This window comes from Haloarcula pelagica, from assembly GCF_030127105.1.
GTDB classification, from domain to species: Archaea; Halobacteriota; Halobacteria; order Halobacteriales; family Haloarculaceae; genus Haloarcula; species Haloarcula pelagica.
In genome coordinates, this window is record NZ_CP126161.1 from 1,608,415 (window position 1) to 1,631,590 (window position 23,176).

The window sequence follows — 23,176 nt, forward strand, 5'->3', positions numbered from 1 at the left end:
TTAGATGAGCCGATATCGAAAGTGGACTTACACCGACAGTATAACCATGGAATACAGGCGGAGTCTCGGCTACGACAGTCGATTTACGCAGTAACGAACTCACTGCTGATGATTTCGAAGCGCGCACCGCCTTTGGAGCCGTCTGTGACGCGTATTTCCCAATCGTGGGCCTCGACAATCTGTTCGACGATACTCAGTCCGAAGCCCGTTCCCTCGTCGCTCGTCGAGTATCCCGCAGTGAATATATCATCGTATTCGTCCTCGGGGATCCCCACGCCATCGTCTTCGATATAGACTCCCTCCTCAAACTCACCGACAGTTACGGTCACGTCGTCGCCACCGTGTTCGATAGCGTTACGAACGAGATTTTCACATACCTGCTTCAGCCGACTCTCGTCCGCGTCGATCGTACAATCAACGTCGGTGACGAGCGTGGCGTCGCCTGTCTCGACGTTCGACCAGCACTCCTCGACGATCCTTGTGATATCGACCGATTCGCGGTCAGTGATCGTCTCGTTTGCACGAGCTAGCGTCAGCAGATCGTCGATCAAGGCATCCATTCGATCCAGACCGCGTTCGGCGCGCTCTAAATGTTCGCTGTCACACTCCGCCTGTGCGAGATCTACCCCACCGAAAGCCACGTTGAGCGGATTCCGGAGGTCGTGAGAGACGACGCTGGCGAACTCGTCGAGACGCTGGTTCCGCCGTTTCAATTCCCGTTCGCGGTCTTTGCGCTCGGTGATATCACGCAACATTCCGACTGAGCCCTCGAAGTACTCCCCTTCGTAGGGTAAGATGCCCATGTGGTCCTCACAGGGAATCGGCTCCCCGTCATTGGGCTGAATCTCGATCTCGAACTGCACGCTGTCGGGACCGTCCGATGGGAGAATGCGACCGAGATTGGCTTCTGCTCGTTCGACCGCATCCGGTGATTTGATCAGTGCTGGTGTCGCGCCGAGAACGGTGTCACGGCCGTACCCGACCATCTCAACGAACGCATCATTTACATATTCGAACCGTCCCGTCTCGTCAAGCACGTAGACGGGGTCACTGAGCGTCTCTACAAGCGTGGCAAATCGCGTCAGTTCGATTTGCAATTCTTGTTCTGCAGAGAGGTCCCGAACCGAGCAGATCAGTTCTCCAGAATCCGTCTGGACGACCCGGTGGTCTTCGGGAAAAGTAGTACCATCGGCTCGGAGACCGGTCGTTTCGCCGCTCCAAGAGCCCTCGTCAGCGACCGTCGGCAAAATCTCGTTCCGTGCGACTGCTACTTCGTCGTCGGGATACACCAATTCCCAGTGTTGGCCGAGTATGTCTTCGGGGTCGTAGCCGTAGAGATCCGCGTACGCCTGGTTGACGTAGATGAATTCGCCGTCTTCGTTGAGGATGCTGATGCCCTCGTGTGCGGTTTCGCTGGCTTTGCGCTGACGCTCACGGGCGTGCTCGGCACGGTATCGTTCGACGGCATTTCGGACGCGGTTTGCTAACACGGCATACTGGTCAGTGCCACGCTCTTTTTGCAAGTAATCAGTAACACCAGCCGAGATGGCATCGCCGGCAACTTCTTCCGACCCTTTGCCGGTGAACAGGATAAAAGGCAGTTCAGGAGCCATCTCACGAACTGTTTCGAGGAATTCGATTCCGTTCTGCTCAGGCATATCGTAGTCAGAGATAATACAGTCGAAGTCCTCGTCAGCAAGTCTGTCTAATCCCTCGCTGGCGCTCGTTGCGGTTTCGACTGCGAGTCTATTGTCCTCGTGTTCGAGAAAGTCAGCTACGACGTCAGCAAAATCCGGCTCGTCATCAACGTGTAGAACATGAACGTCTGGCAGATGACCCATATATAAACCTCTCTTAGCAGATATCATAAGAGTGTGCTGCCAATTCTCAGACGGGATATTTGCCACCAGCATTGCTACGATTAGGGCTAAGCAGAGGTGCTAGCTCTCTGCAAAGTGGTCGTGATTATCTCAGCATTCTCGAACTTACTAACGATCAGTACAGTCGCTATACGAACCGATTCTACCTGATGTGGGATCGCTTCAAAAGGATCTTCCCGTAGAGAGTAGTCAACGTCGTTCCGCCGAGCGCAGCCTACGTGTCGGATCGCACCTATCGGTTATTGCGACCCTGAAAAAACGGACGGAGTATTTGGCGTGGTACCCAAGCGCCGAACTGTACGACAGGTGTCACTCGATCCCAAGTCTGTGGTACCGCTCGGTATTCCTCCTCTGTCTTGGTAACCAGACCTCGCTGTTCTAAGTACTCAAGGGCTGATCTGACCTGTGACTCGGTCAGGTCGCAAACGTCGGCAAGTTTCGCGGGGGTGTGGGGCCGGTTGCTTTCACGAAGCGTCCGGTACACCGTGTTTAGAATTTGCATCCGGAGCATTGCCTCGGATTCCGGTCCCAAGACGAACTCGTGTGGTGTCCGAGCGGAGCCATATCAAATCGTGGTCGCGCCGTCAAGAACAAACCAGAGACCGACGAGTACCACCACGCCTCCAATCCAAGTCGTGTAATTGAGCGTCAAAAACACCCCCGTGGCCACCAGCCCTAGACCGTATACCAGCCAGTTCGTCCCGTTCGGGAGGTCGTACGTCTCGTCCGCAACGCTGTACGCTAGCTTACCCCGTGGACATCGGGTGACCGAGCGAGCACCCGCTGTGCGTCGCGAGAGCGACATCGTCATCGGTCAACTTCCCCCATGATGGTGTCGAGGCTCCCCAGCGTCGCGACGAGGTCAGCGACGTACTCCCCTTGGGCCATCGCGGAGAGCGCCGACAGGTTCGAGAATGAGGGCCCCCGGATCTTGAACCGTGCGGGTGTCTCGGTCCCGTCTGCGCGGATATAGATCCCCAGTTCACCCTTCGCACCCTCGACGGCCCTGTAGCATTCACCCGAGGGTTTCAGCGTCCGCGGAACGTTGGCCTGGAGAGTACGCTCGTCCTGGGGCCAGTCTTCGAGGAGGTCGACGCACTGCTCGACGATCGCTGCAGATTCCTCGATCTCTCGTAACCGGACGAGCACACGCGAGAAGTTGTCACAGTCGTGCTCGGTGACGACGTTCCAGTCCAGATTGTCGTAGTAGCCATACGGATCGTCCCGTCGGAGGTCATAGTCGATGCCGGACCCACGAGCGACTGGGCCGGTGACACCGTACTGCTTTGCGACCTCGGGAGGGAGTTCGCCGGTTCCGACACAGCGGAGCTGGAACGTCTCGTTGCTCGTCAGCAGGTCGTGGTACTCACCGAGTTTCGCTGGGAGGTCGTCGACGAACGCACGGACGGCCTCGAAGAACTCCTCACGGGGTTCAGGAATATCCCACGCGACGCCACCGACCCGGAAGTAGTTGAACATCATGCGCTGGCCGGTGAGGTCCTCCAAGATGTCTTCGACGACCTCCCGGTCCCGAAAGCCATACATGAACGTCGCTGTAAACTCGCCGCTAACGTCCAGCGCGTACATCGCAGTGAACAGGAAGTGCGAGAGGATACGCGACAGTTCGGCGCTCATCGTCCGGATCACCTGTGCGTACTCGGGGACGTCGATGTCGGCCAGATCCTCGATCGTGCGGGCGTAGGCCCACTCGTTGAGGAGCCCTGCACCGCCCCAGTCCCAGCGGTCGGGATAGGGCATGATCTGGTGACGGTAGGTCCCCTTCTCGCACATCTGCTCCTCACAGCGGTGGATGTAGCCGATATCCGGCTCGACAGCAGCGACCGTCTCACCGTCCAGCGTCACGTTCAGGTGGAGGACCCCGTGGGTCGAGGGATGATGGGGCCCGACGTTGAGATGCATCGTGTCGGGCCCGTCACGGCGGTCCTCAGCAAGTGGGTTCGCGTTCTCGCGAAGGGGAACGATCTGCGGTTGTGTCTGGTCGTAGTCGTCAGACAGTGGATGCCCCTGCCACGTCTCCGGTAAGAGGATGCGACGCAGGTCCGGGTGGTCCTCGTACTCGATCCCCAGGAGGTCGTAGGCTTCTCGTTCGTGCCATTCGGCCGTTCGGTAGACCGACGTGGCGGACTCACTGACCGGCTCGTCTTTCGGCGTCGGGACGACGACCGACAGCTCCCGTGTCCGATCATCGTAGCTGGTGAGGTGATAGATCGTCTCGAAGCGGTCGTCGTACTCCTGGGCAGTCACACACGAGCAGTGTTCGAGCCCTCCCTCGGAGCGAAGCGTCGAGAGGACGCTCTCGACACTGTCGGCCCGGACCACGGCTGCTGGAGCGTTCTCGTGTGACTCCCGGCCGACGAGCCCGTCGTCGTCGAGTGCTGTGACGACACTGTCTACGAACTGATCTTCGGGTGAACGGTGTTGCTGTTGCATCGCCCGTCTGGTTGCAGTTCACGGCTCGGTCGAGTAGCTGAACTGCCTCACCAGTGGTGGGATATAAGTAATCGCTCTCCACAGTGGTTTACTTACAGCCCGTCGAAGGCGGTGTATGCGATATCTCACCCTGTTAGTTAGGCCGAAGGGAGAGAGCGCATTCCACCCGCTCGGCGAGGAGTTGACGGCCGCACAGTCCATCGAACGCCGGGCGATCCATCACGTGGAGTTGCTCACCGACGATACTGTCCTGTTGTTAGCTGAGGCGAGCGGCGATCAGGAACAGTACAGCGAGATCATGGAGAGCTCCCCACACGTCAGCAGCTATCTCACTGCCGGAGAGGACCCCTGGATGGCTGTCAGTCAGTTCGAACCGACAGCGGTGGTTCGCAAGTCGTTGCAGCTCCAACGTGAGTCGCCGCTGGTACTCGATACCCCGATCCGGTTCACCGCCGACGATGCGCTCAAGATCACGTACCTCGGGACCGACGAGGTGTTCAGCGATCTGTACGCCTACGTCGAGCGTGTCGAATACATGGACGTCGACGTGCTCCAGACAGGTGAGTACGAATCCGACCGGTCGACGTTCAGCAGGACGATCACCGATCGACAGGAAGAGGTTCTGGAGACCGCAGTTGAGCTGGGCTACTACGACGAGCCCCGCCAGGCATCACTGGAGGATATCAGCGACGTCGTCGGAATCAGGCCCGGAACCGTCGGCGAACACCTTCGCAAAGCCGAACATCGGGTATTCAGCGAAATCGTCCAGTGACGCGGTCTCGCTAGTATACAAAACAGATCACCGTGCAGTTCCAAACAGCAGTGAATCGGGCTGAACCAACCTGAGTCTATCGACCTTTCCGACGAATTCCTGCAGGCTGCGGTCGGAACCGAGCTGTCGGAACATAAGTAGCCCCATGGATGGGGCAATCGGCGTACGGAACCCGGCACCGTATGTTCGTCTACGACAGGAGACAACGATGTTCGATAGACAGCATCCAACCACGGTCGCGGCTTCGAGTCGATACTGATGTCGGTCACGAGATCACGTCCCGATACTGACGCGTCGTTAGTGGCCGACATAGAGATCGAATCCTCCTCTCGGGTGGTAAACGACGTCGAGTTACACGTCGTCACTGCTGGCGATCCGGACGCGCCACTGGTCGTCTTACTGCACGGGCACCCCGACTTCTGGTACGGCTGGCGTGACCAGATCCGTCCCCTCGTCGACGCGGGGTTCCGCGTGGTCGTCCCGGACCAGCGGGGGTGCAATCTGAGCGACGCCCCCGACGGAATCGACGCCTATCGGCTCTCGGAACTCGTCGCGGATGTCGCCGACCTGATCGACAGCGAGGGCCGAGAGTCGGCTCACGTCGTCGGGCACGACTTCGGCGGGTTCGTCGCCTGGAACCTCGCACTCCGGCGCCCGTCGCTCGTCGACCGACTCGGTATTCTCAACGTCCCCCACCCGACAGTGTATCGAGAGACGCTTCGGTCCAGTCCCCGACAGCTCCTCCGGAGCTGGTACGTCTGGTTCTACCAACTGCCGAAACTGCCCGAGTGGCTGTTGGCCCGGAACGGAATGGACAACATGGTCGACTCGCTCGAACTGACGTCGAATCCCGAGACGTTCGACCAGGGGACGATCGACCGCTACAGAGCGGCCTGGGAGCACACCGGTATTCGACCACGGATCCACTGGTACCGTGGGTTCCGCAGATCGGAACGGCCACCCCGTACCAGCGTCACCCAGCCCACGCTGCTCTGTTGGGGCGAGGACGACGTCGCGCTCGTTTCCTCGATGGCCGAGCGAAGTATGGAGTACTGTGCTACCGGTCGGGTACGGACCTTTCCCGATGCGTCCCACTGGGTCCACCACGAACGGGATGCGGTGACCGACGCACTCCTCGACCATCTCTCCTGATCCGTGGCCCTCACGTTGCGGCCGGGCGCTGGGCGTTCACCCGGTACACCATTCGGGCCACCTCCAGGACGATTGCAGCCCCGATCAACGCACCCAGGTACGACGGGAGAGTCAGTGCCGCTCGGAGGACACCGAACGCGAAGACGGCGATGCCGACGCGGAGGACAGTGTTCCCCGCCACGTTCTGTACCGTGTCCTCCGACACGGGGACGCTCTCGTCGTACCCGGCCAGGAGAAACGTCCACCCGCGGAACTTGATCAGTGCGCCCGCGACAGTGACGAGGGCCCCGACGGCGATCCACTCCAGTGCGTCGGCAGAGAGCGCTAGCATCTCTCGTCACTCCCGTCGGGTGCCACCTCGAAGGTCGTGAGTATCCCGAACAGACCTGTCGTGGTGTCCTGGATCGACAGGCCCGCAGCCTCGACCACCTCGCGTGGATCCTGGGTCATGCGACAGCCGCTCTTCTCGTAGTGGGCGTCGGCCCGCCAGTCCTGCCAGCGGGCGATGGGTGCCACGTCACTCCGACCGTGTTCGACGAGACGGATCGTACCGTCCGGTCGACAGACCCGTTCCATCTCCCGGAGCGCGGCGACGGGGTCCGGGAAAGTGCACGTCGACATCGCCGAGATCACTGCATCGAAGCTGTCGTCGGCGAAGTCGAGCGCCTGCGCGTCCATCTCCCGGAGCGTCCCGTCGCGGCCGAGCGACGCGAGCTGGTCGCTGGCCCTGTCCAGCATCGCCGGACTGATGTCGATCCCGACGAGGTCGGCCGACTCGGGTAGATACCGGAAGTTCGCCCCGGTTCCACAGGCGACGTCGAGTACTCGGCCGTCGACATCACCGAACCGGTGGCGGCGATAGCGTCCCGTGAGGAGTCGGTCGACGCGTTCGAACCGGTGCATCCAGTCGGCGTGGTCCGCGTACCAGGATTTGATCTCGGAGACCGACATCGACTGGTGTGAGACTGGATCGGTGTCGGTCGGCTGTGCCGTTCGATGATCGTGAGTGCCGTCGGTATGGTCTGAATGAGTCATTGTATTCGGTCGCTAGTTCTCGCAGAGGGTACTGCCGAAGAACTCGACAGTCCGTGTGTTGTACTCGACGCGGTTCGCCGTTCGCTCGACGCCGTGGCCCTCGTCGTCGAACAGCAGGTACTCGTGTTCGACGTCGCGCTCCTGCAGTGACGCAATGAGTCGATCGACCTCGCTCTGGGGAACCCGGGGGTCGTTCCCACCCTGGACGATCAGTACCGGAACGTCGATGTCGTCGACGTACGTAATCGGCGACCGATCGGCGTACAGATCCGGTTTCTCCGCTGGGGCCCCACAGAACTTCCGGAGCAGCATATCGGCGGTGTCCCCCCTGGTGTTCTCGACGGCAGTCTCCCAGTCGACGACACCACAGACGCTCGCGCTGGCGTCGAACGCGTCGGTCGCACCGACGCCCAGCAGTGCCATGGAGCCGCCGTAGGCGGTCCCGACGATGCCGACGTTCTCTCGCCCCCGCTCCCGGAGGTAACTTGCGGCTGCGACCACGTCCGTGAGATCGTCGCCACCGAGGTCCTCGTCGCTGGCCGTCCGGAACGCTCGACCGTAACCGAGGCTCCCCCGGACGTCCGGGGCTAGGACTTCGAAGCCGGCGTGGGCGAGCGCCTGTGTGGTGAGGTCGAGGGGGTTGTAGGCCTGTGCTTCCGGCCCGCCGTGGGCTTTGACGATTCCCCCGACCGGAGCGCAGTCGGGCATGTAGAGCCGGGCTGCTATCTCGGTGCCGTCGAACGACTCGTAGGTGACGTCTTCGGGCGAGACTGTCGGACCGTCGACCTGACCCACCGTGACCACGGGGTCACCGTCTCGGTGGAGGTCGCCGTCGGTCGCAGAGTTCGAATGCCTGTAATAGACGTCACCGTCGATGGTCTTGACGTCCACGTTCATCCCGGACGACTCGACGGTCGTGACTGCGCCGTCGGTGAGTCGACGCAGTTTCCAATCGCCTCGGCTGGCTTCGAGGAAGACGATATCACCGCCCTCGGTCCACTGGGGGTCGTACTTGTCGCGGTTGTTCACGTACCGGAGGGTGTAGTCACCGTCGGGTTCGGCGACCGCGAGTTCACGGTAGCCGGTCTGGTGGTTAGTCGTGAACACGACTCCATCTGTCCCCCAAGCACCGCGGCCGTCGTCGGTGAACGCGAACGACTGTTCCGAGTCGGGTTCGTCGACGAACACGTCGTCTCGTCCGGTACGACGGTCGACGACACGGAGGCAGGCGTCGTCGACGGTGCCTGCCTGATAGACGATCCGCGTGCCGTCGGGCGACCACGCGTATCCCATCACCGGCGCGTCGCTCTCGGAGAGTCTGGTGACGGTGCCGTCGTCGAGCGTGACCGTGTACAGGTCCAGCGAGCGGTTCCGGTTCGAGACGAACGAGACCTGATCCGACACCGTCGGATGCTGACGGGCACGGAAATTTCGGAACCCATCGTTGAGGACGGGCGTCGTCGACCCGCTCTCGGGATCGACTTCCAGGAGGTCGTACTGCTCTGTGCCACCCTGGTCGCGGTATGCGAGGAGTGTGCCACGGTCCCGGAGCCAGGTGGGGTTCGTGAGGTCGCCATCGGCGTCGGTGAGTGAGCCGTTTGGCGTCTGCAGATCGTACTCGCCGCCATCGTATGCGGCGTAGACGAGTGTTCCCTCGGGCGTCATCGTGTACCCGGAGACCCCGTGTGATCGTGCGAGTTGGTCCAGATACGCTTCGAACTGTTCGGTCGATCGGTTCGCTGTGGTGGTGTCAGTCGTCGTCATATCGGTGTCTGCCTCGATTCACACCCGAAACGACGATTCGACTACACATAAGTATTATCGAATGATTGATATATTATCGAGAGTGTTTCAAAATCGGATTTAAGCGGTTTCGTGGGACCGAGAACGGGTTTAATTACAATGCAAGAGAGCTGCCGTGTGCCGTATCGATTCAGTAAAACGTGCTTTTGAAACTATTCTTTCATACTTGTCGTCAGGGAGGATGCTGTTCTCGTACGCGCACAACAAGAAGGAGGTCTAGAATGGATCGAGAGGACGCCGGAGATGGTATCAGTCGTCGCCCGGGATCGGAGAATCCGTCTCTCCGAGCGAGGGGCGCGGCGTGACAGACCACTCGCGCTGGGTAACTCGCCACCAGATAACCAGGACGGATGGCAGCACGAACACCGAGGTGAGGAACGCGTAGACGATGGAGATTGCGGTGAGAACGCCGAACTGGCCCAGCGCCGGGGAGATCGCCAGGGCGAGGACGCCGATGCCTGCCGTCGTCGTCAACATGCTGCCCAGCAATGCACCGCCGGTTCCGCTGACAGTCGCGTCCAGTGCCGCCTGGAGCGGTTGTTCCTGTATCTCGTCGGCGAACCGGTGGGTGACGTGAACAGTGTAGTCCACGCCGAGCCCGATCGTGACCGCGAGAATCGTCGCCGTGATGGCGTTGAACGGAATGCCGAGCAGTCGCATCGTCCCGGCGATGGCACTGACGGTGACGACAATGGGCACGAGGTTCGCGATGCCGAGGGACGCCTGACCTTCCAGAACCCGATAGGCAGCCATCAAGAACAGCGCGGTTCCGGCGAGTGCCACCACGAGCGATTGCACCGCCGATTCCAGGACAAGGTCGGTCACTGCTTGTAACACCACGGTGTTTCCGGTGGCGATGGCAGTGTACCGGAAGTCGGCGGCGACCTGGCGGGTGTCCGCCGCCACGTCGTCGTTGCTGGCGTCGGCTTGCACCATGTAGACGATGCGGGCGTTCCGATAGTCCTCGCCGATGTACCGGAGCGCTCGGTCCCTAGACGAGGAGTCCAGCAGGTAGTCGTACACCTTGCCGAGGTTGTCGTCGGGAACCCCGTTGTCGTTGTGATCGTTGCGCTGGACGAGCCGCCGGAACTCGGGGTCACGTGCTGCCCGGTCCTGGATCACGGTCAGGATGGACGTCGCGTCGGCCCGGCCGTTCTCGCGAACGAACGAGTCGGGTGGGTCCCTGTTGGTCCGGTAGATCGACTCCAGCGCGTCGTCCTGTCGCATCGGCCGTTCCAGGTATATCGTGGTCGTGTCGCTCTGCCGGGCGTCAAAGGTGTCGTCCAGGAAGTTGATCTGCTCGGTGACGGTGTAGGTTCCAGGCCGGAACGGTTCCGGGAGCTGCATCAGGAAGTCGGGGTTCTCTTCCGGGGGGAGGAAGTCAGTCCGCTCGAAACTGGTCGAGACGTCCGTCGCGTACACCCCGGAACCAGCGCTCGTGAGGAGGAGCAGGCCGACGAACAGGACAGGCGCGCGGTTCGCGACGTACACGCCGCCCCCGAGGACTCGTGCCAGCGCTGACCCGTCGGACCCGAGCGGCCGGCGGCTGAGCGTCGGGATCGGGTATCGCTCTCGGAGCCGGTCGAGCTCTACTTTGGCAGCCGGCAGGAACACACCGAAGATGAGGAACGTGAACGTCATTCCGATAGCGGCCACCGCACCGAAGTCCCTGATCGGAGGCAGCGAGCTGGTGAGATTCGCTCCGAACCCGATCACAGTCGTCCCAGTCACGATGAAGAAGGCGACCAGGAGCTGATCGGTCGTGACCCGCATCGAGTCGGCGATGCCAGTACCGTCTGCCCGCTCCTCTCGATACCGGTTCACGGCGTGGATCCCGAAGTCGATCCCCACTGCGAGCAACAGCGGGGGAACGGCGATCAGGAGCGTCGAGAACGGGATACCCGCCAACCCCATGAAGCCGAACGTCCACACGATCGCCATGAACAGCGAGAGGGTCCCGAGCAGCAGGTCCGCCAGGTCCCGGTAGGCGACCACGAGGAAGAGGAGGATGAACAGCACTGCGGCAGGGACGACGATGAGGATCGAATCGACCAGCACGCTGGCGTTCTCGCTGGCCACGACACCGGTCCCGAAGACGGTCATCGAGCCACCGGCAGCCGACTGCACGGTGAACTGCGCCCGCTGCTGGATACTCGTCAGCGGGCTGGACCCGCTCTGTCCCGTCCCCGAGGAGAGTCCCGCTGGAACCTCGTGGGTGACGATGCCGACGGTCGCGGAGGCTGTCGCGGCCTCCCGGTTGAAATCTGTACTCACCAGCGAACCGAACCGGGGGTTCGTCGCTGCGACGTCACGGACTGCACGGTCAACGTCGCTCTCGGAGGCCCGTTCGACGGTCCGAATCTGTGCCCCAAGCGTGGTCGCCGACGGGTCGAGCCGCTGGGCCACCAACTGCGCTGCACTGGATGTACTCTGGACACGTAGGTCGTCGTCCGCGGAGAGACGCTGCTGGACCCGCAGCATCCGCAACAACCCCTCTTTCGAGAGGACGTTCTCACCACGCTGGACGAGTTGCGCACTCCCGGTATCCGCCGTGAACGTCGGCGAGAACTCCTCGTTGACTCGCTCGAAGGCCTGCTCGGCGGGCAGGCCGCTCGTGAACTGGGAGGTCCCAGAGTTCGTCGAGACGTTGCCCAGACCCGCAGTGAACAGCAGCGTCACGACCAGGAAGGTAGCAACGACTCGCCGCGAGTCGTCAACGATGCGGTCGTCGATCCGGTCGATGAGCGCCTGGTAGTTCATCTCACTGGTACCTGCTGTAGCCGCCCACTGCGAGGAGTCCGACGATCACGAGGCCGCCGACGGCAGTCAGCGGGACACCGCCGCCGCTCTCGGAGGACACCCGAATCGGTACGCGATAGGTATCCGACACTGGCGTGTCGCCGTCCGGTTCCTCGTAGCGGAAGTCCAGCGAGAGCGGGTAGGCCTTCGTGAGTGCGCCACCGCTCGCGCTGATGCTGAACCTGAGCGTGGTGGACTCGCCGGGAGCGAGCGAGGAGACGAACGCCTCGTCGTCAGACACCGAGATGGGAGCGTCGGCAAACAGTTTGGCGGAGACGTCGGTCACCTGTTCGTCACCAGTGTTGGTGACGATAACGTCGATGGTCGAGGACCCACCAGCGGTGACGGTCCCGTTGTCCACGGACACGTCGAATTCGTCGGTCGCGTCGGCAACAGTAGCCTGCCCTACCAGACTGTCGCTCTCGTGGCGGTCGCCGTCGCCGTCACGGTAGACAGCGACGAATTCGAACTGCCGGGGTCCGGCGTCCGCACTGTCGGAGACGTCGACGCCGAACGTGACCGTCGCCGACTCGCCCGCAGCGAGGTCACCGACCGCGAACTGGGTCTCCTGTGGCGAGATGTTGCTGTGGTCGCTCTGCCAGTTCACCACGAGATTCTCGACGGCACGGTCGCCGGTGTTCGTGAGTGTGGCGTTCACTCGGCCGTCGTCACCGGTACGCAACGTGCCGTCGATACCGTCGAGTCGGAACGACTGCTCCTGCTGTGGCGTCAGCCCGATAGACAGGGGGTCGGTCTGCGAACTGTCTCCCTCCGGATCCTCGTATCTGACCTGTGCCGAAAGCGCGTACGACTGTCGGTCGGAATTCGAGTCTGCCGTTGCCCGGACGCTCACGGTCCGGGTCTCACCGGGCTGCCAGGAACCGACGTACTGGGTCGTCGACGTGGCGTCACCGAACGAGATATCACTACTCTGTGAGCTGATCTGGACCGTCGCGTCAGTGACCGCGACTGGCCCCTCGTTGCGGAGCGTGATGTCGTACGAGCCATCGTCACCGATGGTGACGTCGTTCTCGGTGTCGACGACACTGAACGATTGCGCTGGGGCGACCGGGACACCGACCGACTGCTCGACGGACTGTCGACGCACGCCGTCCGTATCTTCGAAGTCGACGGTCACGCCGAACTCGTACGTGTCGGCGTTGGCGTTCGGTGCGGACCCGATGCGGTACTGGAACGTCCGGGTCTCTCCGGGCCCCCATGCCGAAACGTACCGGGAACTGGCCTGTTGTCCACCGACGGAGAGGTCGGGACTACTGGACTCGAAGCCGATCGCCGCGTCGTATGCGGTTTCAGACCCGGTGTTCTCGACAGTGACTTCGACCGTCCCCGTCGAGTCCACTCGGACGTTCGAGTCGACGTCAGTGATAGCGAACGTCGGCCGGTCGGCGACTGTGACGGTGACCATCTCCCGGGTGGTCTCGGTGGCTTCGTCCCTGTCTCCGCTGGTCTCGGAGATGAATTCGGTGTACTTGTACTCGAGGACGACCGGGAGTCGATAGGTGCCCGGTTCGGCGTTCTCGTCGACGACAACAGCGAACGAGAGGGGCTCGGTCGTCCCCTGTGGGAACGACCCGTACACCTGCTCGTCGGTCGTGATCGTGAACGGTCCGTCCCCGTCCTTGATGTCGACCCGTAGTCCACGGGCGGTCGTCACTTCACTGTTGAACCCCGGATTCCGCGAGGACGCAGTGTCGAGCGATCCGGTGTTGGTCAGGACGACGTCGAACGTTGCCTCCTCCCCGGGGACGACCGTCGAGTCCGAAAGCGAGGCCGTGATGTCGGGGCTTCCGGTGACTGCAGCCAACGAAGTCCCGGATGCGGTCAGGAGGACAGCTGCGACCAGAACGGTGGTGAGCCGACGTGCTATCATTCGGCACCCACCTCCGTTCGGACGGACGGGAGAGTGGTCGAACTGCGGGGTAGTATCACCGATTGCCAGCGACATCGGCTGCTGTCTCGCTCTCTGGAGACATCGTCGAAACCGACTGGATACTGTAGACGTTCGGTGGGCTGTACGACAGGTCGAGTCGCCGGGGGAATCTCGGTCGGCGAGATCGGTTCGATCATCGTTGTCGACAGCCGGAACGTCACACTACCCACCTATAAGAATTATCGAAGAATTGATATATTATCGCGATCGTTTCAAAACCGAATTTAAGCGATTTGAGTGGCTCGAGAGGATATAGAAAAGCTATTCAGGAGAATAATCCAGAAACGGTCTAGATCGCTCAACGAGGGTTTTGAAATAATTCTATCACTATGGTCGCTATCGCTGGCCTCTGCGTCGCACGCGCTCGGTGTGTGTGACCGTGGCAGTCTCGTCGAGGAACAGTCGAAGGGTGGCTTCCTCACGACGGAACTCGACCCGGTATTCGGCCGGGTCCGTCGCGACGCGCTCTGCTGTCCACTGGTCGTCGTAGAGGTAGCCATTGAACTTCCAAATACCGGCGTCGAGGATGTCGAGTCCGTGCCCCCAGTGGAACGATATCGACTCCGGATGGTAGGCGGCAGCCACCGGGAGCGGGAGACTTAGGAACCGAAGACACGACTGACATTCACTGGCGGTGATGAACGGGACAGGTGGCTCGCCGGGAAACGGGACGTCCTCGGTGTCCCAGATCTCGGTCTCGATGCGACCCGCACAGTCCGGGCAGACACCACGCCGTGATTTGAGCAGGTCCCCGACTTGCTCCCGGGCGACAGCGTCGATGAGGTCCTCACCCGTTCGGTCACGAACCTGGGCTGGTCGGACACGATACGCGGTCGCGCCCCGCTCACAGGCGGTACAGTACATCATGAAGTACTGGTCCTCGAGTATCGCTTCCAGCGTCTGCTCTCCGCACCACTGGCACCCACCCTCCGTCTCGATGGGGCCGACTGGATCGGGCTGGCGGTAGTTCTCGGCCAGAACGAACCGGACCAGTTGCTCCCCGGCGTGTGTGAACGCGTAGCTGTCGTTCTCGTCGTGTTTCCTGAGAAACGTGCCGGTTAGTTCGCCGAGATGATACGACAACTTCGACGTGTCGTCGACTTCGACTCGGTCGTAGATCTCGGAGAACGAGAGCGAAGCGACGCCCCGCTGTTTGTTCTCGTTCTGTGCGACCGCCACTGTCCGGAGTATGTCGAGTCTGATCTCGTCGGATAGGAGCTGGAAGAGCTCGTCGGCTGTCTGTTCGCTCCCCATAGATGTCGATGAACGACAACGATATTTAATCTACGGCCATAGAAACAGTACGGAAGCTACCTATCAGTTGTGCGTCTAGTAGGAAACTCCAGTAAGGAAGTCTGGTTCTCCGCGACGGTTATCATACAGATACCGCTCAACGATGGGTCGTGATTATCTCACTAATCACGATCACTAGGTTCAATATGAGTTCAGGTTAGAGGACTGCGCTGTTGCAACGACCACATGTCCCCCTCTCTCGGCTGAGACTACTGTGGTTGGGTTTTTTGCCTTCCCGTTGAATGCGTGGGTATGAAACGAGCGCGGATGCAGACCCCCGATGGCATCGTCAGCGGGCAGTATGAAGATGGAGTCCTAACTACTGACGACGGTGAATACGTTGAGAGGCGCGACGGCTCACTGACCTATCCCTGTTCTCCGTCAGCTCTCTATTGTGTCGGTCGGAACTTCACCGAAACACTCGATCAGATGGACTACGACCGACCGGACGAACCGGACTTTTTCATCAAGCCACCGGCTGCGTTGACCGGTCCCGGACAACCGGTGCGATACCCGGATTGGACCGATGAACTCACCTACGCAGGGGAACTTGTTGCGGTAATTGACACGCGATGCCATGATGTCGACGTGGATGAGGTATCGGATATCATCCGTGGCTACACGGTCATGAACGATATCGACGCGCTGGATCAACAGGGCCGGACGGCACGCAAAGCGTTCGAGACCTCCGCGCCGCTCGGGCCCTGGATCGAAACGGACCTCAATCCCAACGATATCGAGATGGAGACCATCATCAACGGCGAAACGAGACAATCGGCCACGACAGCACAGATGCTGTTCAGCCCCCAGGAGATAGTCTCCTTCCTCTCTAAGCGATTCACATTCAGACCGGGTGATGCTATTGCGTTCGGGAGCCCGGCGAATCCGGGCACAGTCACCCCTGGCGATACGATAGAAATCACGTACGAAGGCGTTGGCACGCTCTCGAACGATGTCGTCGAAGCGCACAGCTAAAACGGCGTCAATGGAGCGCCCGGTATATCTGAATTTCCTGTCTCAGATGCTACGCCAAGATGCTCGAACTGTACCGCTGTCGTGGCAAATAGGCAGAGCACTGCTGAATAGCATGAATCACCGACCACAATCCACACGAAGCTACTCAATCGGAATAGTGGTCACGTCCCGACTGGGCGATCGGATCGGGACAGTGATGTCGGACTCGACAGGTTGGTCTGTGAGCTCATCAAGAACAGTCTTGATGCCATTGTGATGGCCTGCCCCGATAACTGCAACCACATCGGCGCCCTCAGATCGGAGCCTGTGCAGCCGATGTGCCATGGCCCGGTCACGCTGATCGATGAGCACTCTCGCAACCTCTGGGAGGAGCCGACGCAATTGGTCGATCGCTGGCTGGACGTCATCGCCGCTGGTGATGGTGCCAAGCGGCCGCATCCAGAGCTCGACCTGCTCAACCCACTCCCGTGGGCCAATGGACTGCGTCCGGAGCAGCATCTTCGGCATGGTGTCCAGACCGACACGAGCCGAGATCGCCTCGATGGGTGCTGATATCGGGTTGTCGATGAGCGCAACGTCGATATCCAGGTCGGCTGCTGTGTCGATGGCTGTTGCCATGTCGGATTGCCCCGGGTCGAGTCCATACAGACGCGCCACTGTCTGCTGGAGAGCTTTCAACGTCTGGTACGTGGGTGCAGTCGATTCCGGGAGATCATGTGCCAGATTGCAGGCGTCCAACGAACTGTCCATCTGGAGACGGTCGTAGCGTTCCGTCCCGAGTTCGACGGCGACGATGTCGGGATCCGTCTCTCGGATGGTCGTTCGAACGCGAGACCGATGGACTGGTGAGTAATGAACACTCGGAATGAGCGTGATGGTTCCGAACTCGGACATGAGTCTCTGTAGGTTCACCCCGCAGAACCTTGGACACATGTCATATTTCCGACTCTATGCTATGAACATACTTGTTACTCATATGCAGTACCAATCGGGAGACACAGTTTGTCTCGAATACATCATGAAGACGCCCCAGCAGTCCACCACCAGTGGCCGAGGACTCCAGTCCCCACCTCAAAATCACAGTGAACAGTAGGACCCCATCTTCAGTCGACGGTGCTGGTGCAGCGCACTACTGGGATGGCTACGAGCAAGCAGTAGTCGTTATTCAGGACGCAGAGGTCGCGAAGGTCGAACTCGCAGAGACTCCCTTTCAGCTGCTTTTGGGGTGAGCGGAGTACACTCACAAAGAACGAGGCTGTACGGTTGGTCCACATGCGGGCGGTTCCATCGTTGTTGCGATTCAGACGGTCGCAAAGGCTGAGATACTGACCAGTCCTCGTAAGCAGTTGTTATTCGTCCGCGAGTGCGTCGTATATTGCTCGATGTTCTTCGCGGTCATGGCTGGCGAGATTATGCACGATTTCATTCCGTGCTCGGCGCATGAAATCCTCAGAGGGTTTCTCACCGTGTTCCTCAATATATTTTTCTCGTACAGAGTTGAGGAGTTGCTCCATGACGTTCTTCGGTGGAGCCTCTTCGTTATCTTCGACAGCCATTGCGTACCTGAAACTAGTGTCCGTTGTGCTGTTAACCATTATGGTTAGTCAGCTCTGCTCAATTCGCCTCTCCGTTACCACCAATGAGATCTCCGACTATGTCCTCAGCATTCATATCCTCTAAGAAGCTATCGGCGATCGAAACAAGAGCCATGCCAAGGATTGTCGACATATCCAGCGGCTCTGTTTGATCAGCCAAGTATTGACTCGCAACCTCACGATTGATTAGATCCTCTCTCACAGCGAGCAATTTGAGCATCGACCTGAGATCTTCCCCGTAGGTGAGGTCATAGCCGTTGAGAAGGTAGAACAGCGTAGTAGTATTCAGCGCAGTACGCTTATTTCCATCGACAAACCAATGGTTTGAGGCGATGAGGCGCATTAGCGCAAACGCTTTTTCATGAACAGTCTCAGGCTCTTTTCCCATTATCCCGTCTCTGATATAATCAATCGCAAACTGAATTCGGTCTCGGTCTTCGATACCGGACTGGCTGTCGTCATCCTCGGCGATTATCTCATCGTGGATCTCGACGATTTCATCAACCGTTGGGTACCAAAATCCGTCACCTTCCGTAGGGAACGTCCCATCCGAATCAGCGGTCTCTAGATCAGTAAACAAAGAACGATCAACTTCGGACTCACCTCCTTCTTCGGGCTCATCTGCCATTACATATGTTGAGCAGGGCCACTGTCTTCAATATCATTGTACGCGAGCGACAATTAATCACACACAGTCGCTAGATGTGCAGAACCGGAGTAGGGGAGCCCGCGCTAGTCCAACACCGAACTCCGGATATACCCAATCGGGAGAATATCCGTCAACCCTGGCGTGTCGATCTTGAAATGTGACGGTGGCGTATTCTCACTATAGGTTTTTTCGGCTCTGGTGAATCGCTGGACGACGGCGACTTCGACCGTTAGAACTAAGGAAGTTGAAGCGGGAAACCGCCGATGCTCTATGTCGAAGATCTCCCGCTTCACGAGCAAAGTCGTTCAGTTAGCTAAAAATGCTGTTGGTGAGCGAGGCGAAGTCGCCGCCCCCGAAGGGGTGGCGGCTTCGCCGAGTATGCGGTGGTGTCGCTGCACTGTCTGCGGGTTTACCTGGAAAAATCCTACCGAGAAGCACTTGATTTGCTGAGCGAGATGCCACAAATACTCGGGGAGATCGGACTCGACACGGCCGATCTCCCCGACCACTCGACGCTAATCAAGTGGTTTGACAGAATCAAGACAGCACTCTGGCGAGTGCTGCTGCGCCTGTCGGCGCAACTGCACGAGCCGAGCGGTCACGCCGCGATAGACGCGACATTCTTCGACCGCGAAAACGCTAGCAAGCACTACTGTCGCCGGACGAATTACCGGGTTCAGACACTCAAAGCAACTGCTCTCGTCGACACAGAAAGCCAAGCCATTCTGGACGTTCATTGTACGACCGAGAAACGCCACGACACACAACGGCTGGCAGGTCGCCCTCCGCAACGCGGGCGACCTCGCCAGCCTCGCTGCTGACAAAGGCTACGACTGGATGGATTTACGCGATAAACTCCGTGAAGAAGGCGTGAGACCGCTGATCAAACATCGTGAGTTCCGGCCCATCGATCACGCGCACAACGCGCGGATCGATGGGCCTCGATACCGCCAGAGAGCGATGTGTGAGACCGTCTTCTCCACGATCAAGCGCACGCTCGGTGACGCCGTGCGTGCACGAACCTGGTACGGTGAATTTCGTGAACTCGTCCTGATGTGTGCGGTTCACAACATCAAGCAATCTCTAAAACAGTGAAATCAAGCTACGTCTGGTGATTCACCACCGCCGTTTTTTCGACCCGTGGCGGTCCCTCAAGTGGATCGTTCAGCGCCGCAAGTACTTCGTGTCCATCCTTCCGACTAATGACGATCCAGATTGCCTCTTCGACCCCACAGGCAGCCATCTTATCGTAATCAGCCGGGACTGCACGGCGAGTGTCGTGATTCACCCGTTCGACCTCAATAGCCACAACAACGTTCTCCTCACTATCGAGCCCGGCGACGTCCAAGCGTCGTTGTTCATAGCCCTCAGTGACATCCTCGACTTCCGCGCCCGTACCCATGAACGCCGAGGCGGGCAATTCTCCCCTGCGGAGTTCATGATACGGCCGGACGATCTCGACATCGGAGTCAGGATCATCTCGGAACTCCTGTTCGAGCAATTGAATACCGAGTTGGACACCCAAGACGTGCTCACTGGATTCTTCTAAGTCGCCTCTGCCATGACCGTAATCGATGCCCTCTCTGTAGGATTCTCCAACGGTCTTTCGCCCAACTGGCGAGACCGAATACAGCCGGTGGGGATGGTCACCATCGATGCGAACCAGCTTCGCATCCAGTAATTCCTGTACCTCGTCAGTCTCGATGCCCACGTACTCACGCAGTCGGAGCATCGAATCGCTCATCAGGTCGTACTCCAGTGGGTCATAACGCAGTTGCTGGGCGTTGTACACTGCCTGAATGAACAGCAACTGTTTGAGCGACCATTCCGAGTCACTGATCTCCGCAGGCGAGAGCTTCAGGTTAAACTCACAAATGGGGATGTCGTCGCTGTCCACCTCTTCGAGGTCGTGACAGCACTCGATGGCCCGCTCCATCCCTCTAATCGATGGGTCATAGCGATTCTCGCAGTTGGTACAACAGAGTGCGTCAGTCTGTGCATCGAAGCGAACACACGACGGCATGCGCTTGGTGTGGGTAAGTAGCGTATCGAGACGACCCTCCGAACCAGAGCGTGCAATCACCTCTGTCTCTTCTTCCGTAACGTCGTCCTCGCTGTCTGTGTCAGCTTCAGTGTCGGAGTCTTCGTCGACCGTCTCCTCTCCAAACAAACCAGTCTCAGCGTGGACGAGACCTGACACGTTCGCCGTCTCCTGCTGCATCGTCTCGAATGCCTCCCGAAACGCTGCCATCGTCTGCCCGTCGAGTGGAGCCTCACTCGCAGGGTGGCCAGCCGGAGCGGGCAATGATTCCCCGAGAAACGGTTTGACTGGTTCATCACCAAACTCACTGCCCGGTCGGACGAGCCACTCACCACGACCCATGGCACTCAGTCGTCTGGCAACACCCTCGGGATCCATCGCCTCAGTCGCGAGCGCCCGTGGGAGGTCCGTATCGACCGAGACGTTCCCAACGACAAAGGTGGCCGTCTCATTGAGCGCCTCTTGATAGGTATTGTTCGAGGGGTCTGGCGAGTCCAGTTGTTCGAGGAACTGCACACCCAGTGCCATCGAGAGGCCGAAACTGCGACCCTCCGAAAGCAGTGTGTCCATGAGCTTGGTTGCCCCGACGTCACGAGCTTCTTCGAGATACAGATTCACCTGGGGGAGTTGCGCATCGGTCCCTCTGGTAGCCTGCTCGCGGGCCTTGAGCGCACGCCAGAGATTCGATAAGATGACCATCGTCAGCGTGCGCTTAATCGATGACTCCATTCCACCGAAATCGAAGACGATGACAGCGTCTTCTGCGAGCCAGTCGGTGAAATCGAAGTGGGGTGCTGGACCACCATCCTCACCGTCCCCGTCCACAGGCACGTGATCGAAGACGGGTGCAAGCCGGCCGTCCGTGGCAATGGTCTCGACACGGCCAACGGCCCCGCCCAGTACCTTCGTGAAGATATCTCTATCTCGATCAGCGAGCCCATTGAAGTACGCAGTCAGTTGTTCATCGCTCGTTGGGGGCATCTCCTCGCCGCGCTGGGCACGCTGGAGCACATAATATAATTCCGAGTGCGAAAAGGCATCATTGCCATGGACGGGATCATAGAGCGCTCGCAGGTGGTTGCGGATGGCCTTCACTGATTCTGCGGCCTCGCCGTATTTCTCTGCGCCCATGAGCCCTTTCAGAATCTCTTCGTAGTGCCCGGCCGTTCGCGAACGAGCTTCCTCCCGAGCAATGCCAGCATCCAGCAGCGGCTGGATGTCGAAAAACGAGAAGGCAGGTAACACCTTCGAGAGGTCGAAATACAACACATCGTCCAGATTGCCGTATTCGGCGTAGTGCGCTCGAAGGTACTCCTCGGCCGTGCCTCCGCCTTTGTAATCAAAGAGAATCTCCGGCCCAGCTGTCGCTTCCCGATTCGTCAATACCGCCTGCTCCATCAGTACGGATTTGCCTGCCCCCGTGTCTCCGACCACGACGAGGTGTCTATCCTGCTGACTCGGACGCAGATACAGTGGCTGGCCATACGGCTGGCGGTCATGCGTGAGTGGCATACACAGGGCCATCCCCGGTGGTCGGTAGCGCATGAGCTGTTGGGGCGGAGGCAAGGTGAGCCCGGTCCGTTCACGACGACGCGCCGAGAGCGCCCGTTGTCCACCGGGTGTCAGGCCCGTCCCATCGATGAGACACAGTCCCGGTAACTCTGCGGGCGCAACGACAATACCCGTACTCTCGGGTGTATTTCGAGAAAAGGGATTCACGAACGCCTCGTAGCTCACGTCATAGAGCGCCCGGCTACAGAGGTCCCCGAAGATCGCTGAGCCTGGTGGGACCGTAGAGCCATGCATTTCATCGTCACTCCGAACCTGTCCGACGATGGTGTGATACTGGCCGTTCACACTCGACAACGCATTTCGAAGACGACGGGCCACAGCTTCGACACGCCCGGGACGCTCACGACTCATCGCTACTGCCCGGGCCGAAACCGCAAAGGTCCGCTGTGGGTCACGCTGTTGGATGCCTGCAATTCGGTTGCGGTCTTCAAGTGGTGGCTCGTAGGCGGCCAGCTGCTCACGTGAGCGTGGCGAAATGAAATCAACGACGCCACTGGCAAGCCCGAGTTGGCCCTCATCGAGCGCTTTAAGATAGCGATTCGCGTTCTTACTCCAGTCTTCGTGTGGTCGACAGACGACTTGATAACACACCGGGACGGTGGCTTCACAGATCGTTTCGACGAGTGGGGCTAACGGAACGCGATGTGACTGGGCGGACTCCTCGCGAGTGTCCGTTGGCCGATTCTGCCCTCGATAGTGACGCTGGTCGCCACCTGGTGTCCACCGCGTTTCATCCCGAGACGCACCACGATGGCCAAAGCGCTGTAGGGGTGTCTGCCAGTCACGCTTGCGTGTGGCCTGTCCGCGGTACTCGACACCCACAATGTATGGATGTATCCGGGTATCTATCTCCTGACCGGTTGGTGATGTCGGCGTTGGTTGCACCCCACGATCTGCGATTGGCAGAAACTCCTCGATATAACGCGGATGGAATTCGATCTCACGAAACTCATAGGAGTTCGGAAAACACGTCCGGAGAACGCCCAGTAGATCCTCGATCAGATCAGAATAGTTGGTCCCGACGAGATAGCGAATCTGTGGATCCTCACGGCCATCCGAAAGGAGCAACCACTCAACGAGCGGGATTTGTGTCGATCCGAACAGGCGGTCTTTCAATCCCGTTTGAGTGAAATCGGTGAGCAACGTGTGCAGGAGATCCATAGCCTGCCCTACAGCACCAGGGTCGACCGTCGTCTCTGCCGGGCGTA

At 59.6% G+C, this 23,176-nt stretch carries 17 protein-coding genes and 1 pseudogene; 4 read left to right on the forward strand and 14 right to left on the reverse strand.

The genetic code is table 11. The annotated features are described in order from the left end of the window. Nucleotides 1-83 precede the first annotated feature (83 nt). The 4 genes from P1L40_RS08470 to P1L40_RS08480 form a co-directional block, all read right to left on the reverse strand. A complete protein-coding gene (locus tag P1L40_RS08470; protein ID WP_284010885.1) occupies nucleotides 84-1,841 on the reverse strand; it encodes a PAS domain S-box protein in 1,758 nt (585 codons plus the stop codon). A 271-nt stretch (nucleotides 1,842-2,112) separates the two neighbouring features. Further along, a complete protein-coding gene (locus tag P1L40_RS23725; RefSeq protein ID WP_465260789.1) occupies nucleotides 2,113-2,391 on the reverse strand; it encodes a winged helix DNA-binding protein in 279 nt (92 codons plus the stop codon). A 54-nt stretch (nucleotides 2,392-2,445) separates the two neighbouring features. Then, nucleotides 2,446-2,691: a hypothetical protein gene (locus tag P1L40_RS08475; protein ID WP_284010886.1), complete on the reverse strand. Its 246-nt coding sequence runs from the start codon at nucleotides 2,689-2,691 to the stop codon at nucleotides 2,446-2,448. After that, on the reverse strand, nucleotides 2,688-4,331 hold the full coding sequence (locus P1L40_RS08480) for an NADH-quinone oxidoreductase subunit D (protein ID WP_284010887.1): 1,644 nt from the start codon (nucleotides 4,329-4,331) through the stop codon (nucleotides 2,688-2,690). The genes P1L40_RS08475 and P1L40_RS08480 overlap by 4 nt, the downstream gene beginning before the upstream one ends. Before the next feature lie 115 nt (nucleotides 4,332-4,446). Between P1L40_RS08480 and P1L40_RS08485 the strand changes: the two genes are divergently transcribed. Both P1L40_RS08485 and P1L40_RS08490 read left to right on the forward strand, forming a co-directional pair. Continuing rightward, nucleotides 4,447-5,103: a helix-turn-helix domain-containing protein gene (locus P1L40_RS08485; protein ID WP_284010888.1), complete on the forward strand. Its 657-nt coding sequence runs from the start codon at nucleotides 4,447-4,449 to the stop codon at nucleotides 5,101-5,103. 258 nt (nucleotides 5,104-5,361) lie between these two features. Further along, on the forward strand, nucleotides 5,362-6,255 hold the full coding sequence (locus tag P1L40_RS08490; protein WP_419181197.1) for an alpha/beta fold hydrolase: 894 nt from the start codon (nucleotides 5,362-5,364) through the stop codon (nucleotides 6,253-6,255). 10 nt (nucleotides 6,256-6,265) lie between these two features. Here P1L40_RS08490 and P1L40_RS08495 read toward each other — a convergent pair whose 3' ends face one another. The 6 genes from P1L40_RS08495 to P1L40_RS08520 form a co-directional block, all read right to left on the reverse strand. Beyond that, on the reverse strand, nucleotides 6,266-6,586 hold the full coding sequence (locus tag P1L40_RS08495; protein ID WP_284010890.1) for a DUF3784 domain-containing protein: 321 nt from the start codon (nucleotides 6,584-6,586) through the stop codon (nucleotides 6,266-6,268). Beyond that, nucleotides 6,580-7,206 carry a class I SAM-dependent methyltransferase gene (locus P1L40_RS08500; RefSeq protein ID WP_419181198.1) on the reverse strand — a complete coding sequence of 209 codons (627 nt, stop codon included), beginning with the start codon at nucleotides 7,204-7,206 and terminating at the stop codon, nucleotides 6,580-6,582. The genes P1L40_RS08495 and P1L40_RS08500 overlap by 7 nt, the downstream gene beginning before the upstream one ends. A gap of 96 nt (nucleotides 7,207-7,302) precedes the next feature. Next, the gene (locus P1L40_RS08505; protein ID WP_284010892.1) at nucleotides 7,303-9,054 is read right to left on the reverse strand and encodes a S9 family peptidase; all 1,752 of its coding nucleotides are present in this window, start codon (nucleotides 9,052-9,054) and stop codon (nucleotides 7,303-7,305) included. 288 nt (nucleotides 9,055-9,342) lie between these two features. Continuing rightward, nucleotides 9,343-11,853, reverse strand: a complete 2,511-nt coding sequence (locus tag P1L40_RS08510) for an efflux RND transporter permease subunit (RefSeq protein ID WP_284010894.1) — start codon at nucleotides 11,851-11,853, stop codon at nucleotides 9,343-9,345. Between the two features lies 1 nt (nucleotide 11,854). Then, entirely contained in the window at nucleotides 11,855-13,783 is a 1,929-nt protein-coding gene (locus P1L40_RS08515) for a COG1361 S-layer family protein (protein ID WP_284010895.1), read from the reverse strand. A 396-nt stretch (nucleotides 13,784-14,179) separates the two neighbouring features. Then, nucleotides 14,180-15,097 carry a winged helix-turn-helix domain-containing protein gene (locus P1L40_RS08520; RefSeq protein ID WP_284010896.1) on the reverse strand — a complete coding sequence of 306 codons (918 nt, stop codon included), beginning with the start codon at nucleotides 15,095-15,097 and terminating at the stop codon, nucleotides 14,180-14,182. A gap of 291 nt (nucleotides 15,098-15,388) precedes the next feature. Between P1L40_RS08520 and P1L40_RS08525 the strand changes: the two genes are divergently transcribed. Continuing rightward, on the forward strand, nucleotides 15,389-16,111 hold the full coding sequence (locus P1L40_RS08525) for a fumarylacetoacetate hydrolase family protein (protein WP_284010897.1): 723 nt from the start codon (nucleotides 15,389-15,391) through the stop codon (nucleotides 16,109-16,111). Between the two features lie 141 nt (nucleotides 16,112-16,252). On the opposite strand, the gene P1L40_RS08530 is transcribed toward P1L40_RS08525, so the two are convergent. From P1L40_RS08530 to P1L40_RS08540, 3 genes are all read right to left on the reverse strand, one after another. Continuing rightward, the gene (locus tag P1L40_RS08530; protein WP_284010898.1) at nucleotides 16,253-17,005 is read right to left on the reverse strand and encodes a TraB/GumN family protein; all 753 of its coding nucleotides are present in this window, start codon (nucleotides 17,003-17,005) and stop codon (nucleotides 16,253-16,255) included. A gap of 455 nt (nucleotides 17,006-17,460) precedes the next feature. Continuing rightward, a complete protein-coding gene (locus P1L40_RS08535; RefSeq protein ID WP_284010900.1) occupies nucleotides 17,461-17,667 on the reverse strand; it encodes a hypothetical protein in 207 nt (68 codons plus the stop codon). A 58-nt stretch (nucleotides 17,668-17,725) separates the two neighbouring features. Further along, nucleotides 17,726-18,334 (reverse strand): type II toxin-antitoxin system death-on-curing family toxin, encoded by a 609-nt coding sequence (locus P1L40_RS08540; protein WP_284010901.1) that lies wholly within the window; start codon nucleotides 18,332-18,334, stop codon nucleotides 17,726-17,728. A gap of 291 nt (nucleotides 18,335-18,625) precedes the next feature. Here P1L40_RS08540 and P1L40_RS08545 point away from each other — a divergent pair. Next, nucleotides 18,626-19,450 (forward strand): annotated as a pseudogene (locus P1L40_RS08545) (IS5 family transposase). A gap of 7 nt (nucleotides 19,451-19,457) precedes the next feature. Here P1L40_RS08545 and P1L40_RS08550 read toward each other — a convergent pair. Beyond that, nucleotides 19,458-23,129, reverse strand: coding sequence for an ATP-binding protein (locus tag P1L40_RS08550; protein WP_284010902.1), 3,672 nt, complete (start codon nucleotides 23,127-23,129; stop codon nucleotides 19,458-19,460). Nucleotides 23,130-23,176 lie beyond the last annotated feature (47 nt).

Bases quoted from the DNA above. Each gene is read 5' to 3' on its own strand.
- P1L40_RS08470 (WP_284010885.1), bottom strand. From the start codon at position 1,841: ATGGGTCATCTGCCAGACGTTCATGTTCTACACGTTGATGACGAGCCG.
- P1L40_RS23725 (WP_465260789.1), bottom strand. From the start codon at position 2,391: ATGCTCCGGATGCAAATTCTAAACACGGTGTACCGGACGCTTCGTGAA.
- P1L40_RS08475 (WP_284010886.1), bottom strand. From the start codon at position 2,691: ATGACGATGTCGCTCTCGCGACGCACAGCGGGTGCTCGCTCGGTCACC.
- P1L40_RS08480 (WP_284010887.1), bottom strand. From the start codon at position 4,331: ATGCAACAGCAACACCGTTCACCCGAAGATCAGTTCGTAGACAGTGTC.
- P1L40_RS08485 (WP_284010888.1), top strand. From the start codon at position 4,447: ATGCGATATCTCACCCTGTTAGTTAGGCCGAAGGGAGAGAGCGCATTC.
- P1L40_RS08490 (WP_419181197.1), top strand. From the start codon at position 5,362: ATGTCGGTCACGAGATCACGTCCCGATACTGACGCGTCGTTAGTGGCC.
- P1L40_RS08495 (WP_284010890.1), bottom strand. From the start codon at position 6,586: ATGCTAGCGCTCTCTGCCGACGCACTGGAGTGGATCGCCGTCGGGGCC.
- P1L40_RS08500 (WP_419181198.1), bottom strand. From the start codon at position 7,206: ATGTCGGTCTCCGAGATCAAATCCTGGTACGCGGACCACGCCGACTGG.
- P1L40_RS08505 (WP_284010892.1), bottom strand. From the start codon at position 9,054: ATGACGACGACTGACACCACCACAGCGAACCGATCGACCGAACAGTTC.
- P1L40_RS08510 (WP_284010894.1), bottom strand. From the start codon at position 11,853: ATGAACTACCAGGCGCTCATCGACCGGATCGACGACCGCATCGTTGAC.
- P1L40_RS08515 (WP_284010895.1), bottom strand. From the start codon at position 13,783: ATGATAGCACGTCGGCTCACCACCGTTCTGGTCGCAGCTGTCCTCCTG.
- P1L40_RS08520 (WP_284010896.1), bottom strand. From the start codon at position 15,097: ATGGGGAGCGAACAGACAGCCGACGAGCTCTTCCAGCTCCTATCCGAC.
- P1L40_RS08525 (WP_284010897.1), top strand. From the start codon at position 15,389: ATGAAACGAGCGCGGATGCAGACCCCCGATGGCATCGTCAGCGGGCAG.
- P1L40_RS08530 (WP_284010898.1), bottom strand. From the start codon at position 17,005: ATGTCCGAGTTCGGAACCATCACGCTCATTCCGAGTGTTCATTACTCA.
- P1L40_RS08535 (WP_284010900.1), bottom strand. From the start codon at position 17,667: ATGGCTGTCGAAGATAACGAAGAGGCTCCACCGAAGAACGTCATGGAG.
- P1L40_RS08540 (WP_284010901.1), bottom strand. From the start codon at position 18,334: ATGGCAGATGAGCCCGAAGAAGGAGGTGAGTCCGAAGTTGATCGTTCT.
- P1L40_RS08550 (WP_284010902.1), bottom strand. From the start codon at position 23,129: ATGGATCTCCTGCACACGTTGCTCACCGATTTCACTCAAACGGGATTG.